The sequence below is a fragment of the Enterococcus sp. AZ171 genome, assembly GCF_051714005.1.
In the GTDB taxonomy this organism is placed as follows: domain Bacteria; phylum Bacillota; class Bacilli; order Lactobacillales; family Enterococcaceae; genus Enterococcus_B; species Enterococcus_B pernyi.
This window is the reverse complement of record NZ_JBIORA010000001.1, coordinates 2,887,055-2,904,175: the sequence shown is the minus strand read 5'-3', so window position 1 is coordinate 2,904,175 and position 17,121 is coordinate 2,887,055. Positions and strand designations below refer to the sequence as shown.

Sequence of the window (17,121 nt, the reverse complement as noted above, 5' to 3'; positions counted from 1 at the left end):
CATGTTATTTAAAAGTTTTTAAAATGCTTTTTCTTTTTTAGGAAAATATAGGAAATAGACAAATTTGTAATTGTCTATTCAAAAAAGCCGAATCAACGGCGTTGCTTGTTGATTCGGCTTTTTGAAGTACGGACTGTGAATAGGGTCGCTATTGCTACATTATTTATACGTTTTTTCTAATTTTCTCAATTCTTCTAGCATCGCTTTTCTGCGTGGGTATTTTTCTTTTAGTTCTTTGATCAGTAATTGAACAGAGATGGTGCTACTTGGAAGGGTGGCCATTTCGGCGATCAACAAAGCCATTTTATGATACCGTAAACGTGTAGTTGTCTCAGCAGCCATCCGCCGTAATTCGTATTCATATTTTTGAAGAAGCGCTTCTGGAAATTGCTTTCTCAAGAAAGAAAAATAGCGACTTGCTTCTTCCAGTCCAGGTGACTTGAGGACATAATCCAACAATAAATCATAACGTCTTTCTTTTGAATAAAACAATCCAACGTCTGTACGATATTTTAATTTTTCAAATAAGTTTTCACGTACTTCTTCCCACTGATCAATCGAATATGTTTTTTTCAATTGATGGATCAAATTCATATCGACGGTCTCTCCCTCTAATAGAAGATGCAAGACTTGTTCCGCATACAGCTCTTTTTCCCCTAGTTTATGATAAAGATTTTTTAATGCATAGCGATGCAAGGTGACCATATCAGAAGAGTGTTGATCTAATACAATACTTTCATTCAAAACAGTGATTGCTTCTTCATATGCTTTCTTTTGCATCAGATAGTCAATATATTGTGAACGTATAGTTGGAGATTGCCAGCTTTCGCGTGCACGTTGATGAATTTGATTGTCTGTATAATTCAAATTTTCCATTTGGCGAATGGATAGCAGTCGTTTGTTTTTATAGTTTAAGTGTCCGTTATTTTCAGATGTTTGATCAAGTTTTTGCTGATCCTGATCAGAGAACTGTTCAGGGAATTCTTCATGTAAAATTTGTTGGATATAAAAACGAGATTGGCTTGCGTTATTTATTTTAGCCGAAAGTTTAGAATATATTCGTTGTTTTTCTTGCTCAGACGCATGTCTAAGTAATTTTTTCCATAGAGAGTACCATTGATGCATGATAAGGCTGATATCATTTTCTACATTATGTACCTTTGCTAAGTCAAAGTGTTCAACTATTCTGTTCATTAATTCGAATGCATGAAGGATCTGTTTTTTTGCGATGGATGTATCAATAAGACTGTTTAAAAATTCAGACAGTTCTTTATTGATGTTTTGAAGTGTACGATCATGAATATTGCTTCCAGAATAATGGGTATGTTTTTCTAAAATAACAATCATTTTATCGTAATCGTCCATATTTTTGATTGCAGTATGTTCTTGGAATCGTTGAGCTAGTTCTTGGTTCTCTTTTAAAATAATTAATAGAAAGTCTTGAATATCTTGTTCATTTGCATAAGAAATCAACTTGACCAGTTCATTTGCTTTTCTCTGCTCTTTTTCTTGTTCATATTTGAATAAGGTAGCCACGACATGAGGACAATGACCTGTGTCTTCGTGGGAGCAACTGCAAGACAAACCATAGAATTGGTTGTCATCTGTTAATTGGATAAGTATGTCATACTCCTTCTTGTTTTCTTCTGTGACTTTTGCGATGATTTTTTCTTGTGTAAACAAACATCCATGAACGCGTTTTTCAATAAACATTTCATAGCCATGATCTAAATCAGATTCCCAAAAATCGTTTTTCCAATCTTTCATAAAATTTCCTCCTTTAGTTATCTTCATAGTTTAATTTTACCGAATAAATAAAAAGAAAACAGCAATTTTTTTCCAGTACGAAGATTATTTAATCTATTATAAAATTAATAATAATATAAAACTGTTATTTTAATTTTTAGATAACTAAAAGTGACTCTGATTTACATCAAACTAAAGAAATTTTTCCACGAGCGGCTGGTTTTCTGGACGTTTCTCTTTTTCTGATAATGCAATCTGTTTAATGAGTCCATCTAAAGTGATTACTGCCATTTCTTCTTCCACTTTTTTTTGTAATCGAGAATAAGTTGCAGCCAAGACTTCTTGGATATTAGCGCCTACCACGCAATTCGGATTTGTTTTTGGATCTACTTGGATCAAATTTGTGTTGCCTTCAATACTTCGATAAATTTCCAATAAATTGATATTTTCGGGAGCTTTCGCAAGTACGGGTGTTGGTTTCCCACTTGTTGTATGGATAAGATCTGCTTTTTTTAATTGACTCATGATTTTTCGAACATTTGTTGGATTCGTTTCAATGCTACTTGCAATCATGTCGCTTGAAAGTAAATCAGTTCCTTGAAATATGTGGATATAAGCTAAGATGTGGATCGCATCGCTTAATTGTAGAGAATATTTCATTAAAATCCATCCTTTCAACTTGATTTCTTGACTTATCTTAGCATACTCTTTATGATAATGGTGTATTTTAAAAATGTACAGCTATATGAACAAAAATAATTAATCAATAGGGAGTGGGAATATGACTTATTTAGTAACAGGAGCAACTGGAGGATTTGGACACTACGCTTTAGAAGAATTAAAGAAGCTGGTTCCATTGGAGGAGATCTATGTCCTTGCTCGTAATGAAGAAAAGGCACAGAAATTAATTGAAGCAGGACTTCAAGTTCGCATCGGCGATTATGCTGATCGCGAGACGATGGTACAGGCGCTACAAGGCATCGATCGTCTATTATTTGTATCAGGTGTACCGGGAAACCGACAAGCTGAACATCAACATGTTGTAGAAGCAGCAAAAGAAACGGGGGTTTCTTTTATTGCCTATACTAGTTTTGCGGATGCAGATCATTCGACTAGTATCCTGGCTCCAGACCATCAATTTACAGAAAAAATCATCAAAGAATCGGGTATTAAACATACCTTTTTACGAAATAACTGGTACTTAGAAAATGAGATGCCATTGATTGGAGTAGCATTGAAAACTGGTCAGTTTGTTTATGCAGCTGGCGAAGGGAAAACCGGTTGGGCGTTAAAGAGAGAGTATGCAGAAGTAGCTGCAAAAGTGTTAGCAGGAATGGATTATCCTGAGTTCTTAGAATTATCTGGAAAACCAATCACCTATCAAACCTTGGCAGAACAAGTTGCTAAAGTAAGTGGGAAACCTTTAGACATCCTTTCGTTGGCTCCAGATGAATTTACAGACAAACTAACAGCCTCGGGATTTTCTCAAGGTGGTGCAGAAATGACGACTGCAATCCAAAATGATATTCGCAATAATCAGTTAGATGTAACTTCTGATGATTTTGCAAAAGTATTAGGACGCGAATTGACTTCGATAGAAGATGGGTTAAGGGAGTTAGGTATCTAAATTAAGGACTAGTTTTTTCTACCAAATTTAATAGGAATGTTACTCTTAGAGCACGCGTATGGGTTTGGAAATAGCAGATGTATTTCTAAACTATGCCGGCAAGCCTCTAAGAGTTTTTTATTTTTTGATTTGAGCCAATAATCATCGACTTCAAAAATAGAAAGTTACAAAATGGCATAAAGACTCCTCTAAATCTTAAGAATTTATATACTGAAAAATGTTGAAATCTATGTATAATTAAAAAGTGTATGATGTTTAAAGAGAGTGTATATTTCTGTTATCATATGCAACACATTAAATTATTTTATTTTTAAGAATAAAGGAGAAGTAATGAAAGCAAAAAATTTATTATTTAGTGCAATTGTTCTGAGTAGTCTTGTGACTACCAACCTTACTGTACTTGCAGAAGAAGTAGGGACAAATAATTCTGTTGAAACCACCGTTTCGACACAAGCAGACGATGTGACAGAACAGCCTACGGAAAATGTGGAACAAATTGAATCTATTACGAATCCTCTGACAAATGGGGAAGAACTAACACACACACATCAAGCGGATTTATCACAATTTGAAAATCCTGGCATAGCAGCATTTTCAGCACGTGCTTCTTCAAATGCGCAACAAGCGTTCATTGATAGCATTGCTGCAAGTGCACAGACCTTAGCAAGCGCGAATGACTTATATGCTTCAGTTATGATCGCTCAAGCGATTGTTGAAAGTGGCTGGGGGAAAAGTACGCTAGCTTCGGCACCTAACTACAATTTATTTGGAATAAAGGGAAGTTATAATGGGCAATCCGTGACAATGCCAACTTCTGAGTTTGTAAATGGGCAATGGATCACTGTAAATGCCGCTTTTCGTAAATATCCTTCGTACGCAGAATCTTTACAGGATAATGTAACTGTTCTTAAAACAACTTCGTTCCAATCGGGTGTGTATTATTACTCAGGTGCTTGGAAAAGTAATACCTCTTCGTATAAAGATGCCACAGCATGGTTAACAGGTCGTTACGCGACAGCACCAAACTATGGTTCAACATTGAATAGTATTATTGAAACCTATAATTTGACACAATATGATACGCCAAACTCTAGTTCTTCACCGATGTATCGCTTATATAATAAAAGTACAGGGCAACATTTGTACACATTAAATGCGGGAGAGAAAAACTATTTATCAACAGTTGGTTGGAAATACGAAGGAATTGCATGGCAAGCACCAAATAGTGGTCAACCGGTGTATCGTCTGTATAATCCAAATAATGGGGATCATCATTATACAATGGCTCAGTCAGAAATCAACTTCCTTACACCACTAGGCTGGAGATATGAAGGGCTAAGTTTTTATTCTGGAGGTTCTAAACCAATTTATCGACTATTTAACCCAAATGAAACTATCGGAACACATCATTACACATTAAGTTCAGTAGAAAGAGATTCTTTGACACCATTAGGTTGGAGATATGAGGGAATCGGTTTTTACGCGAATTAATAAATAAAAAATATCTACTTGGCATTTTTAAATAATGTCAAGTAGATATTTTTTATAAAAGATCAGATCAATCAAACTGATCCAAACGCCAACGTTCAATGATGTTGTTTAATTTTGTTCCATAATTTGGATCAGTTGCATATGTTCCAGTTAAGGCTTGGGTCGCATCTCGATAAGAACGTGTATTAACTTTCCAAGTTCCACGATAGCGAACAGGGTCCCAAGGTACGCCATATTTCAGTTTCACAGCATTGTCGATGAAAGATTCATCGGTACTTTGATAGACACGGAATTTAGAATTGACAGGTATCGTGATCCCGTTGACAACTTCATTGGATACATGCCAAACGTAATCATATTTCCCTTCATCTTCCCCATCTTTGAACTTCATTCCAAAGAAATTGTTCGCATTGCGTGCCAAGAAGCTAGTGCCATAGCCGGTCTCTAGAATTGCTTGAGCAAGCATGACAGAAGTGTACAATCCGTATGCTGGAGCAACTCGATTTGCACTTTGTGTAATAGAATTGACAAATCTTCCTTCTGGTGTTGAAGTGTCAATTTGACCTAATATGGTCAGTTGATTTGCTTGGTAACCCGCTGGTTTTCGATCATTTTCTACAATCGTGACTTCAATTGCTTCGACAGGTAGACTCATTCCAACTGAGCCTGCTTTTTGACCATTTGAAGCCCAACCTAACCAACCGCGTGAACGGACGAATGAACGATAGTAAATATCGTATTTTTCAGATAATTCACCTGTTAGTTGAAAAGAGAAGGCCTGGAGTGCACGACTATGTCCGACCGAACCTGATATTGCTCCATTCTCAACAGGATTTGTCCATCCACTTGATGAAATATGTGAATCATATCTAATTCCACCAGAGTAATCACTTTGTTCTAATTGTGCACGAATTGCTTCAAATTGCCGCCCTTGATTCGCATGATTGATTGAATTACTTAGACCATTGCGATTGACCCAACCAATACCAGACACATGACCATCAAAGAAAACCTTAGGTGGTGCAATTCGAAAGGCACGAGCAGTTTGACCTGGGGGAGCTTGCCCTTTTTCGACTAGTTTTATTTGTAAGCCCTCTGCACGATACGAGTAACCTTGCGTGCCAGCTGATTCTCCATTTTTTGCCCAGTCTAACCAGCCGAAGTGTTGGGAGTGGACACGGTAATAAATATCATAGTGGTGACTGATATCACCGGTCAAATTAATTCGGACAGCTTGTAATGCTAAGCTTTGTCCAACGGTCCCTGAAGTTTGTCCTTCCTGAATCCATGAAGTTTCCCAACCACGATGTGCCAGGTGGGATTGGTAAACGATACCACCCTCATAACTGTTTTCCGTTAATTTTAATTGAAGTGCCTGTAAGCTAAGTCCTTGTCCGACCGTTCCAACTTGTGTCTCGGCTGTTTGTTCTGGTAGCCATCCTCTAGAAGCTACGTGAGCGTTCGCTAAGACAGAAGGGGTTTTTTCAACATAAGATTCACCCGTTGGTGGCCCAATTTGCTCTTTTGGTAGCAGACGTATTTCAATTGCTTCAATACGATAACCGTACCCCAATGTACCAGCACTATTTCCATTTTCTGCCCAAGGTAACCAGCCTAGATTTTGAGCATGGATTCGGTAATAAATATTGTAATGTGTTGCAAGTTCGTCTGTCAGTCGTATCCTGATTCCTTCAATCTGACGACCTTGTCCTTCTGTTCCCGATATCCCTCCATTTGATACCCAATTTTGCCAACCATGATTTTCAATATAGGAAGTATATTCGATTGATCCAGAAAAGGCAGAAGAGAGATTGACACGTAACGCTTCAATACGTAACCCTTGTCCTTCTGTTCCAGAAATTTCCCCATTCGAAGATTCAGGAAGCCAACCTTGCCCGCGTACATGCGTGGAATAATTTATAGATGCTCTTTGGACGTAAGAATCTCCAAGTTCAGGACCTTGTTGGGAGCGGCTAATTAATTGAATTTCGATGGCTTCGATTCGGAAACCAAAACTGGATGTTCCAGAAGGATTTCCATTTTTTGCCCAAGGTAGCCAACCAAGTTTTTGAACATGAACTCGGTAATAAAGGTTATAATTTTCAGCCAATTCTCCTGTGAGTCGCATATTAATTCCTTCTATTTGAAGACCTTGCCCCTCCGTTCCTGATATTGCTCCATTTGATACCCAGTCTTGCCAGCCAGTTCCTTCAACATAGGAACTATACTCAATCGAACCAGAAAGGGAAGAAGTAAGATTGGCACGTATTGCTTCAATGCGTAGTCCTTGTCCTTCTGTGCCAGACAACTCACCATTTTTTGAGGTGGGCATCCACCCATGTCCACGCACATGTGTTGAGTAACTAATTGAAGTTTCTGTTCTTCTTTCGCTAGGTGAATGATTTGTATCATTGACACTACTATTCGAAGGTATAGTAGGTATAATATTTTCTGTTTCAGTTGTGTCTGGATCACCTTGTCCCAATTTGTTGAAGTCGTTCTGATCAACATACCCCACCACAACATTGTCATGGGATATTTTATAAAATGAACGGTTATTGATTTGTATTTGTTGATTTATTTCATAAAGTGTTTCAAGATCAGCTTGCATTGCAGATTTTTCAAGCCATGCATCATCTAAAGTGGAATAAATTTTTGCATGATTTTCTGTTAATTTTCCTTTTTCAGAAAGGTTTATTATTTTAGAAGCATGATAAGTTAAATTTTCTGCAAAAATCCAACCGGACTGCGTAGCGCTTTCGACAAAAAAGAATGTTTCCTGATTGGATAATGCGATTTTTCGACTCAAAAGAATGTTTCCAGAGAATACTTTTTCATTAGATTGTTGATTAAATGTATCAGTTAGTGATTGTTGTTGCACACTCCCATATTGATCAGTTAAATCTTCTATTTCTCGAATGGTGGTTTTTTCTGTGACCTGCGGATAATACTCTTGGATCAAAGCAAACAAACTATCTTCATTGATCGCTAAAGTTGGATCAATTGAAAGAATATCTGTGAGATTTTCGAGTGAGAGTTGATAAGTTTTAAACTGTTGTGCAAGATAATAAGCTAAAGTTTGTTTGGTTTGTGAGACATCTCCAGTGTAGACAGCTAACTGGATCGTGGATGAATCAGTAGTTCGGGGGTTAGGGACTTGCACATCTGTGGAATTGATTTCATAGATTGTGTTTCCACCAATGTAGCTGTGTGTTGTTTTTTTGTTTTCCTCATCTTCAATAAATGTTTGTTGCATAGTTTCAGTCGCTGATACGTTGATTCGTTTCGGTTTACTGACACCATCCTTATAGCTTTCTCCTATTAATTGGGGAGTTCCTATTATAGTTGGTGTGTCAGTGCTGGGTGGGGGTATCTCTTCATTTGTGGTTGAAATGGTAGTTGGAGATATTACATTCGTTGTTTTTTCTTCGGTGATTGAACTTGAGGTGCTTTCGGTTTGCTGATTATTGTTTGTTACTGTTTCTGCTAAAGCAATACATGGCGACAATGATGCGTTTAATAACATTATCGATGCAAGCAAAATCCTTACTTTCATCAAATATCCTCCTGGTTATAATCTTTTCTTTATTTGATTGATAAGAAAATGTTATTTTTATTTCGGTGTTACTAATATTATTCTATCGTAAATTTAATTATTTTCCAATATATTTTCTAAATTAAGTCAAGAAATATAGCTCAATGAAAAAAATAAAATAAAAACTTACGAAAAATTTTCATTTATGCTATGCTGTTTTTCATGAAAAGGAGTGATTGAAGTGCCAACAAACAAAAAAGAAGGAATTATTTTTACAACAATGATGTGTTTTCTGATGGTTTTAGGGATGAGTATCTATAATCTATGGTTACATAATGCGTTGCATGTATCAAACTTATTCGTAGGACTTATACCAGGATTTATCGTGGCATTTATCTTAGATGTTTTTATCGTAGGAGTAGTCGCAAAAAAGATTGCTTTCAAACTACCTATAAATAAACAAAATAAAATGCAAATGATCCTTACGATTTCATGTCTCATGGTTTTAGGTATGGTGACATGTATGTCATTATTCGGTATTGTTATTGAACAAGGGATTCCAGAACAATTTCTTTCTGCCTATCTTACAGCTTGGAAAATGAATGTGATCATGGCGTTGCCGTTACAGTTATTATTTGTCGGTCCAGTTTCACGTGCAGTTTTGGCGACGATCCAAAAATAAATAAAGAAGTCTCTATGTTGTCGCTAGCAACTTTCAGTTAGATAAGCTAAAATGCAAGCAAGACATAAATGTGAGGCTTAGATGATGATCGAAGAATATTTTAAAGAGGTAGGTTTGACGATGGTCGAACTACCTGTTGAATGGGTAGATGAACAGTTGATTTATCGGGGATTGATCAAGGAGCTTCCGACGATCAATGCGGAGGCTAATTCAAGGATAAAAATGCAACAACAATTAGCAGAGACCTACCGAATCTATCGTGAACAACTTCTTCTTGAATCAGAAGAGGAAAAAGAAACTACCACAAATCTGACGAGTGAACAATTATTGCGCTATTACGATGGAGAAACATTTGATGGCTTTTCTTTATTTGATCAATTAACGGAAGAATAGTCTATCAAGGGAGAATGTACTAATAGTGTGCACTCTTTAGAAACAAGACGACATCCACGAAATTTATTTTAAAATTTTGTGGATGTCGTCTTATTTTTTTCTTTTAATAAAGAATAATCTGATTTTTACGTAACTTTATTATGAAAGACAACTCGCACATAAAATGTTTCCCGTGAAACATTATTTACGAATTTGTCCATCTCCATAGATGATGTATTTCGTCGTTGTTAACTCATTTAGCCCCATTGGACCTCTAGCATGAAGTTTTTGTGTAGAAATACCGATTTCTGCACCGAAGCCAAATACTGAACCATCCGTGAAGCGAGTGGACGCATTGACGTAAACAGCAGCTGCATCAACTTCATTTAAAAAGCGTTGGCTTGCTGTGTAACTGTCCGTCACGATAGCTTCGGAATGTTGTGTATTGTGACGGTTGATATGTTCAATTGCTTCGTCCAAAGAATCAACGATCTTAACCGCTAAAATATAATCCAAATATTCTGTATCCCAATCGGTTTCGTCTGCTAAGGTTGCGGTCTCTAAATAATCTAACGCGTGAGCATCTGCATGTAGAGAGACACCATGTTCAACCAGTGCTTGCTCAATAGATGGCAAGAAGAAAGGTGCGATCTCTGAATGGATCAGCAAAGTCTCGGCAGCGTTACAGACAGAAGGGCGAGATGTTTTGGCGTTCACAATGATATCCACGGCCATGGCTAATTGTGCTTCTTTATCGATATAGATATGGTTGTTGCCGGTACCCGTTTCAATGATTGGTACAGTGGCTTGCTCTTTCACACGTTTGATCAACGAAGCACCACCTCGAGGAATCAATACGTCTAAATAATCCGTTAATCGCATCAATTCCGCAGCCGTCTCATGAGAGGTATCATCCACGAATTGGATCGCGTAAGGCGAAACTTCAGCATTTCCCAATGTTTCTTGAAGTAATTCAACCAACAGTTGATTGGAATGGAAGGCTTCTTTTCCACCACGTAAAATCACTGCATTTCCTGATTTAAATGCGAGACTTGCCGCATCAGTTGTCACATTCGGACGTGATTCGTAGATCATGCCGATGACACCTAGAGGGACACGTTTCTTGCCAATCAATAAACCATCTTCGTTTTGCCACATGTGATCGACTTTTCCGATTGGGTCGTCTAGTTGCGCCACTTTAATGATTTCTTCCGCCATTGTATGGATGCGTTCTGGTGTTAGCCGTAAACGATCTTGCATTGTTTCGCTAATATTATTTTCTGTCGCTTGATCTAAGTCTTTTTGATTGGCTTCAAGAATGGCTAGTTGATTTCTCTTGATTGTTTGTGCCATTTGCAACAATAAGTCATTTTTTTGTTTAGTCGGCATCAAAGCAAGTTCTCGCGCGCCTTTTTTTGCTTGTATCCCAAGTTGGTTAAGATCAGTCATTATAAAACCTCCTTAAATAATGTGCCGATTTCTTTTCCAGCTAAAATATCAAAAATGATTGCTGGATTTTTTCCGTTTGCTAAGATCATCGGACGATTTGCTTCAAAGATCCTTAAAGCTGCTTTTAGTTTGCTTGCCATCCCACCAGTTCCGTAGGCACTACCAGCACCACCTGCTTGGGCCATCAGTTCATCGTCGATCGCGGTAACTGTTTGATACATTTCAGCGTCAGGATTGATGGTTGGATTATCCGAATAAAAACCGTCGATATCTGAAAGAATGATGAGTAGATCAGCGGCAATCAGTTTGGTAACGATCGCAGATAACTGATCATTGTCGCCAAATTTGGTGGAGTGATCTAATTCATCCACTGCGACGGTGTCATTTTCATTGACGATCGGAATGGTTCCCATTGCTAGTAGCTGTTCTAACGTATTGACAACATTTTTTCGGCTTTCAGGGTAATCGATAACATCTCGCGTCACTAAGATTTGTGCCGTTTGTTGACCATAGGCACTGAACCGTTGATTATAGATATTCATCAATTCAGCTTGTCCAATTGCTGCAATCGCTTGTTGTGCGGGGATCGTATTAGGACGCTTTGCTAGATTCATCTTGTGCATCCCAACACCTACTGCACCGGAAGAGACTAAGACGATTTCTTTGCCTTGATTACGAAGGTCAGAGAGAACAAAAGCGAGTTGATCGATCGCACCCAAATTGATGTTGCCATTTGGATAGATCAACGTACTTGTTCCTACTTTTATAATGATTCGTTTTGCTTCTATTATTTCTTTTCGCATGGTGCACCTCAACTAATCTTTTTTACACAGAAATGATTTTGCTCTATTCTACTTGTTTTCAATCATAAAGTCATGTTTTAATAAACTTTTTTTCAAAAAATCAATAAATTTGTTTCTTAAATAGAGAAAGGAATTTCATGAAGAATTCGTTAACTTTGGGTATTCAGTCGCTTGGTATGTTAAAATAGAACTAGTTTACTCTGGGAGGGATTCGGTGAATAAAAGAGGTTTTGAAGTAATTACACGTTATCAGGATCAACAGATCCAATTGCCGCAAAGAGCGACTCATCACGCTGCCGGTTATGATTTTGAAGCAGCAGAAGATGTGGTGATTCCAAGTGTTTGGAAAGCCGGGTTCAAGCAAGGACTAACAGCTGTATCAGATACGCTGATCTCTGAAATGTCAGCAGAGGAAAAGAAAATCAAACCCGTTTTAGTGCCTACAGGAATCAAAGCGTATATGGGTGAGGATGAATTCTTACAATTAGCCAATCGTTCGAGCAATCCATTAAAACGTTTTTTGATTTTGACGAATGGTGTCGGCGTGATCGACAGTGACTATTATAATAACGAAGCAAATGAAGGGCATATCATGTTCCAATTCACGAATTTTGGTTTCAAAGATGTAGTGATCAAAAAAGGGGAAAGAATTGGGCAAGGAATCTTCCTACCGTTCTTAAAAGCGGACCAAGATCAAACCGCTAATGCTCGTCAAGGTGGATTTGGTTCATCCAACCAATAAGCAAAGTAGATTTAAGTTATCTTTAACTCAAGAAAAGTAAAATGAAAGACAGGTGGTACACCGAAATGGCCAAAAAAGCAAAAGTTCAATTTGTTTGTCAAAATTGTGGCTATGTGTCGCCTAAATTTTTAGGACGTTGCCCAAATTGTGGTAAATGGAATACCATGGTTGAAGAAATCGAACAAGATACAACGGACCGCAGAGTACGAACGAGTTTGACCGGAGAAAAAGCCAAGCCAACAAAAATTGCTGAGGTGGTTCCTAAGAAAGAACCACGAGTAAAGACGAAGCTAGAAGAATTGAACCGTGTTTTAGGCGGTGGTGTGGTCCCTGGCTCGATGGTTTTGATCGGTGGCGACCCTGGTATCGGAAAATCCACCTTACTCTTGCAAGTATCACAGCAACTGGCTGCTATTGGTGGAAAAGTCCTTTACGTATCGGGAGAAGAGAGTGCGGACCAAATCAAGTTGCGTGCAGAACGATTAGGTTCGATCGACACAGAGTTTTACTTGTATGCAGAGACAGATATGAATGAAATCAGTCGAGCCATCGAACAAATTTCACCTGATTATGTCATCATCGATTCGATCCAAACAATGACTCAACCTGATATTACGAGTGTCGCTGGTAGTGTTAGTCAAGTGCGAGAAACCACAGCTGAGCTATTGAAAATCGCAAAAACAAACGGTATTGCTATCTTTATAGTAGGTCATGTCACGAAAGAAGGCTCGATTGCAGGTCCGCGCATGTTAGAGCACATGGTTGATACGGTCTTGTATTTTGAAGGTGAGCAACATCATAGTTTTCGCATTTTGCGTGCCGTCAAAAATCGTTTTGGTTCCACCAATGAGATCGGTATTTTTGAGATGCACACCCATGGCCTTGAAGAAGTAGCCAATCCTTCACAGATTTTCTTAGAAGAACGATTGGATGGGGCGACAGGTTCAGCGATCGTTGTCGCCATGGAAGGTACACGTCCGATCTTGGTTGAGATCCAAGCCTTAGTCACGCCTACGATGTTCGGAAATGCCAAACGAACAACGACTGGTTTAGACTTTAATCGGGTGTCATTGATCATGGCAGTCTTAGAAAAACGGGCAGGATTATTGTTGCAAAATCAAGATGCTTACTTAAAAGCAGCTGGTGGGGTAAAATTAAATGAACCTGCAATCGACTTAGCGATTGCAGTCAGTATTGCGTCTAGTTACAAAGAAAAAGGAACGCAACCAACGGAGTGTTTTATTGGAGAAATCGGTCTGACTGGTGAAATCAGAAGAGTCAACCAAATTGAACAACGAGTCAAAGAAGTACAAAAATTAGGTTTTACAAAAGTATATTTACCTAAAAATAATTTAGGTGGTTGGAATATTCCAGAGGGTATCGAAGTCGTAGGTGTTGCTACACTTGATGAAACTCTTAGACGAGTATTTCGCTAAAATCAAAATGAAATGGAGGAAACAGGATGCAAAAACGTGTCATCACCTTACTGATGATCATCGTTGGTGCCAGCTTAGGGATTTCTTTTTTACCTACAGCTTGGCAGGCGGTCGGTCAACAGACGAATGGATGGCTGAATAACACCTTTACCAATAGCTTGTTAGGTGCACTTATTTTCTTTCTATTATCTTTGCTATTGGCAAAACATATAACAGCAGTCATCAAGCAAATTGAAGAAAAATTAAGTGAAGTCAGCTTGACGTATCTCTTATTTGGCGCAATCGGTGCAATTATTGGCCTAACGTTGGGGGTTGTGATCTCAACGCCGCTTTACAATATTGAAATACCTTTTGTGAACAGTGTTTTACCCATCTTATTGATGGTGATCCTTGGTTATTTGGGCTTGCGAATGGGAACGACCCGCATCGAAGAATGGAAGAAAATATTTGGACCTAGAAGTAAAAAGGTGGAGCAAGAAACACCTAGTCAGGTGGAAAGTCAGTTATTAGAACGCAAATTAGATGATCATTTTCATAAATATAAAATTTTAGACACAAGCGTCATTATTGATGGACGTATTTACGATATTACAAAAACAGGATTTCTAGAAGGAACCTTGATGATCCCAAATTTCGTCCTGTATGAATTACAATATATCGCTGATTCTGGCGATAGCCTGAAGCGGGTACGTGGACGTCGCGGACTAGATATTTTGAATGCGTTACAAAAAGAAGAAGGTATTTCAGTTGAGATGTATGATGGTGATTTTGAAGACATCAGTGAAGTAGATAGTAAGCTGATCAAATTGGCAAAACTATTGGATGGTGTCATCGTGACCAATGATTATAATCTTAACAAAGTCTCTGAATTTCAAAATGTACCTGTTCTCAATATCAATGCACTTGCTAACGCAGTGAAACCAGTCGTTATCCCTGGTGAGAATATGAATGTACTAGTGGTCAAAGCAGGCACAGAACGTCAACAAGGAGTGGCTTATCTAGATGACGGTACAATGGTGGTTGTGGAAGATGGGCAACATTACATGAATGAACGGATCGAAGTCGTGGTAACGAGTGCACTACAAACAGCTGCTGGACGAATGATCTTTGCAAAACCTGCTCATGCGGGTAGAGGAATCGACAATAAGCGTGAAAATGAGAAAAAAGCGAAATAAAAACGCAATATGGTAAATATGAGGCAATTAGACATCGTCAGATTTTTTAGAGAGATGGTTTTTGTTTCCTCAGTTTAGGTGGAGTAGGCGAGGATTGAAAAGTAGGCCAAACTATTTTTTCGATTCCCGCCTTCTTACGTAGATTTGAATGACTTTTTCATAATCTCTTTACTATTTAACGTATAAAAGGTAAAATTTGTGCTGAGTAGCTTTAAATTTCAACATTTATCGCTAAAGGAGATACAACCCAAAACAATCTGATAAGATATTGTATTGTCAGTTGTTTTTGGCGTCTCAAAGTCTAGTTTGAAAGAAGAGGAAGAAAATGACGAAAGTACGCGTACGTTATGCACCAAGTCCAACAGGGCATTTGCATATTGGGAATGCACGAACTGCATTATTCAATTATTTATTTGCCCGTCACAATGATGGAGATTTCATTATCCGCATTGAGGACACTGACCAAAAACGAAATATTGAAGATGGCGAAAAAAGCCAATTAGAGAATCTTGCATGGTTAGGGATGGAATGGGATGAATCACCTGAAAATCCAGGTGAATACGGTCCTTACCGTCAATCTGAAAGAAAAGAAATCTACCAACCATGGATCGATCAGTTATTAGCAAGCAATCGTGCTTACAAATGCTATTGTTCAGAAGAAGAATTAGAAGCAGAACGTGAAGCGCAACGTGCGCGTGGCGAAATGCCTCACTACGCTGGGACTTGTGCGAACTTGTCACCTGAAGAACAAGCGAAAAAAGAAGCAGAAGGTATTGTACCAGTGATTCGTTTCCGTGTGCCGCGCAATACAGAATATGCGTTTACCGACATGGTCAAAGGAGATATCACCTTTGAATCAGACAATATCGGTGGGGATTATGTCATCCAAAAACGCGATGGTATGCCAACCTATAACTTTGCGGTAGCTGTTGACGATCACTTAATGAAGATCACTCACGTATTACGTGGGGATGATCATATTGCGAATACACCAAAACAATTAATGATCTATGAAGCATTTGGTTGGACTGCGCCAACATTTGGGCATATGACCTTGATCATCAATTCTGAAACGGGCAAAAAATTAAGTAAACGTGATGAATCGATTTTACAATTTATCGAACAATACCGTGAATTAGGCTACTTACCAGAAGCGATGTTCAATTTTATTGCTTTACTAGGCTGGTCGCCTGTCGGTGAAGATGAATTGTTCAGTCAAGAAGAATTGATCAAAATGTTTGATCCACAGCGCTTGAGCAAATCACCAGCAGCATTTGACGCAAAAAAATTACAATGGGTGAACAACCATTACATCAAAGAAATGGATCTAGATGCATTGACAGAAATGTGTTTACCTTATTTGATCGCTGATGGTCGTGTGCAAGAAAATCCAGATGCACAAACAATCGAATGGGTGAAAAAAATTGTTCGTCTGTACCAACCACAAATGAGTTATGCAGCGGAAATCGTTGAAGTATCAACATTATTCTTTAACGAACATCCTGTATTAGATGAAGCAGCCAAAGAAGTATTAGCGGGTGAAACGGTTCCGACTGTGTTGAAAGCTTTCAAAGAACAACTTACTCAAATGGAAGTGGTAGATGCACCAACAGTCAAAGCAGCAATCAAAGCAGTACAAAAAGAAACAGGGGTAAAAGGAAAGAACCTGTTTATGCCGATCCGTGTCGCTGTTTCAGGACAAATGCATGGACCTGAATTACCAGAAACAATCGAATTGTTAGGAAAAGAAAAATCTTTAGCACATTTAAACCAAGTATTGAACTAAACACGATGAACAGAAAGAAGTAAAAAAAGAATGGTTTCAAGAGAGTCAACGGGTGGTGTAAGTTGTCAATTGTTCTTTTTTGAAATGCCTCTGGGAGTGGTCTTTGCGAAGAGGGGGTTGATCAATCTCAATCCTTGAAAGTAGCGAAGAACGAATAGCAGACGTTACCTGTTAGAGATAATCATTTGATTATGAAAAAAAGTGGAACCACGCCTCATAGCGTCTTTTAATAAGGAAACTTATTAAAAGACGTTTTTTAGTTGTCTTTCGTTGTTCT

Annotated in this window: 13 protein-coding genes and 1 other annotated feature; of the genes, 8 read left to right on the top strand and 5 right to left on the bottom strand. The window is 38.2% G+C overall.

Annotated features, from left to right (window positions below; genetic code table 11):
- Nucleotides 1-159: 159 nt before the first annotated feature.
- Together IGJ49_RS13945 and IGJ49_RS13940 are read right to left on the bottom strand one after the other, a co-directional pair.
- The gene (locus tag IGJ49_RS13945) at nt 160-1,767 is read right to left on the bottom strand and encodes an SWIM zinc finger family protein (protein WP_023520532.1); all 1,608 of its coding nucleotides are present in this window, start codon (nt 1,765-1,767) and stop codon (nt 160-162) included.
- Nucleotides 1,768-1,938: 171 nt separating this feature from the next.
- Complete coding sequence (locus IGJ49_RS13940; protein ID WP_019723027.1) at nt 1,939-2,406, bottom strand: Rrf2 family transcriptional regulator; 468 nt, start codon at nt 2,404-2,406, stop codon at nt 1,939-1,941.
- A gap of 121 nt (nt 2,407-2,527) precedes the next feature.
- On the opposite strand from IGJ49_RS13940, the gene IGJ49_RS13935 reads away from it, so the two are divergent.
- Nucleotides 2,528-3,373, top strand: a complete 846-nt coding sequence (locus IGJ49_RS13935; RefSeq protein ID WP_023520531.1) for an SDR family oxidoreductase — start codon at nt 2,528-2,530, stop codon at nt 3,371-3,373.
- Nucleotides 3,374-3,703: 330 nt separating this feature from the next.
- Nucleotides 3,704-4,864, top strand: a complete 1,161-nt coding sequence (locus IGJ49_RS13930; RefSeq protein ID WP_438723873.1) for a glycoside hydrolase family 73 protein — start codon at nt 3,704-3,706, stop codon at nt 4,862-4,864.
- Nucleotides 4,865-4,931: 67 nt separating this feature from the next.
- Here the strand turns inward: IGJ49_RS13930 and IGJ49_RS13925 are convergent, their stop codons facing one another.
- Nucleotides 4,932-8,420, bottom strand: a complete 3,489-nt coding sequence (locus IGJ49_RS13925; protein WP_438723871.1) for a glucosaminidase domain-containing protein — start codon at nt 8,418-8,420, stop codon at nt 4,932-4,934.
- A 220-nt stretch (nt 8,421-8,640) separates the two neighbouring features.
- On the opposite strand from IGJ49_RS13925, the gene IGJ49_RS13920 reads away from it, so the two are divergent.
- Complete coding sequence (locus tag IGJ49_RS13920; RefSeq protein WP_019723030.1) at nt 8,641-9,081, top strand: DUF2798 domain-containing protein; 441 nt, start codon at nt 8,641-8,643, stop codon at nt 9,079-9,081.
- Between the two features lie 84 nt (nt 9,082-9,165).
- The gene (locus IGJ49_RS13915; RefSeq protein WP_175401350.1) at nt 9,166-9,474 is read left to right on the top strand and encodes a hypothetical protein; all 309 of its coding nucleotides are present in this window, start codon (nt 9,166-9,168) and stop codon (nt 9,472-9,474) included.
- A gap of 180 nt (nt 9,475-9,654) precedes the next feature.
- On the opposite strand, the gene IGJ49_RS13910 is transcribed toward IGJ49_RS13915, so the two are convergent.
- Together IGJ49_RS13910 and proB are read right to left on the bottom strand one after the other, a co-directional pair.
- A complete protein-coding gene (locus IGJ49_RS13910) occupies nt 9,655-10,902 on the bottom strand; it encodes a glutamate-5-semialdehyde dehydrogenase (protein WP_010734056.1) in 1,248 nt (415 codons plus the stop codon).
- Complete coding sequence (gene proB / locus IGJ49_RS13905; protein ID WP_010734057.1) at nt 10,902-11,705, bottom strand: glutamate 5-kinase; 804 nt, start codon at nt 11,703-11,705, stop codon at nt 10,902-10,904. The genes IGJ49_RS13910 and proB overlap by 1 nt, the downstream gene beginning before the upstream one ends.
- A gap of 214 nt (nt 11,706-11,919) precedes the next feature.
- Here proB and IGJ49_RS13900 point away from each other — a divergent pair, with 214 nt between their 5' ends.
- From IGJ49_RS13900 to gltX, 4 genes are all read left to right on the top strand, one after another.
- Nucleotides 11,920-12,447, top strand: a complete 528-nt coding sequence (locus IGJ49_RS13900; RefSeq protein WP_438723868.1) for a dUTP diphosphatase — start codon at nt 11,920-11,922, stop codon at nt 12,445-12,447.
- Between the two features lie 65 nt (nt 12,448-12,512).
- On the top strand, nt 12,513-13,883 hold the full coding sequence (gene radA / locus IGJ49_RS13895) for a DNA repair protein RadA (RefSeq protein ID WP_010734059.1): 1,371 nt from the start codon (nt 12,513-12,515) through the stop codon (nt 13,881-13,883).
- Between the two features lie 26 nt (nt 13,884-13,909).
- Nucleotides 13,910-15,058, top strand: coding sequence for a PIN/TRAM domain-containing protein (locus IGJ49_RS13890; RefSeq protein ID WP_010734060.1), 1,149 nt, complete (start codon nt 13,910-13,912; stop codon nt 15,056-15,058).
- A gap of 325 nt (nt 15,059-15,383) precedes the next feature.
- Complete coding sequence (gene gltX, locus IGJ49_RS13885; RefSeq protein ID WP_010734061.1) at nt 15,384-16,844, top strand: glutamate--tRNA ligase; 1,461 nt, start codon at nt 15,384-15,386, stop codon at nt 16,842-16,844.
- Nucleotides 16,841-17,074, top strand: a binding site (T-box leader). (Overlaps the previous gene by 4 nt.)
- Nucleotides 17,075-17,121 lie beyond the last annotated feature (47 nt).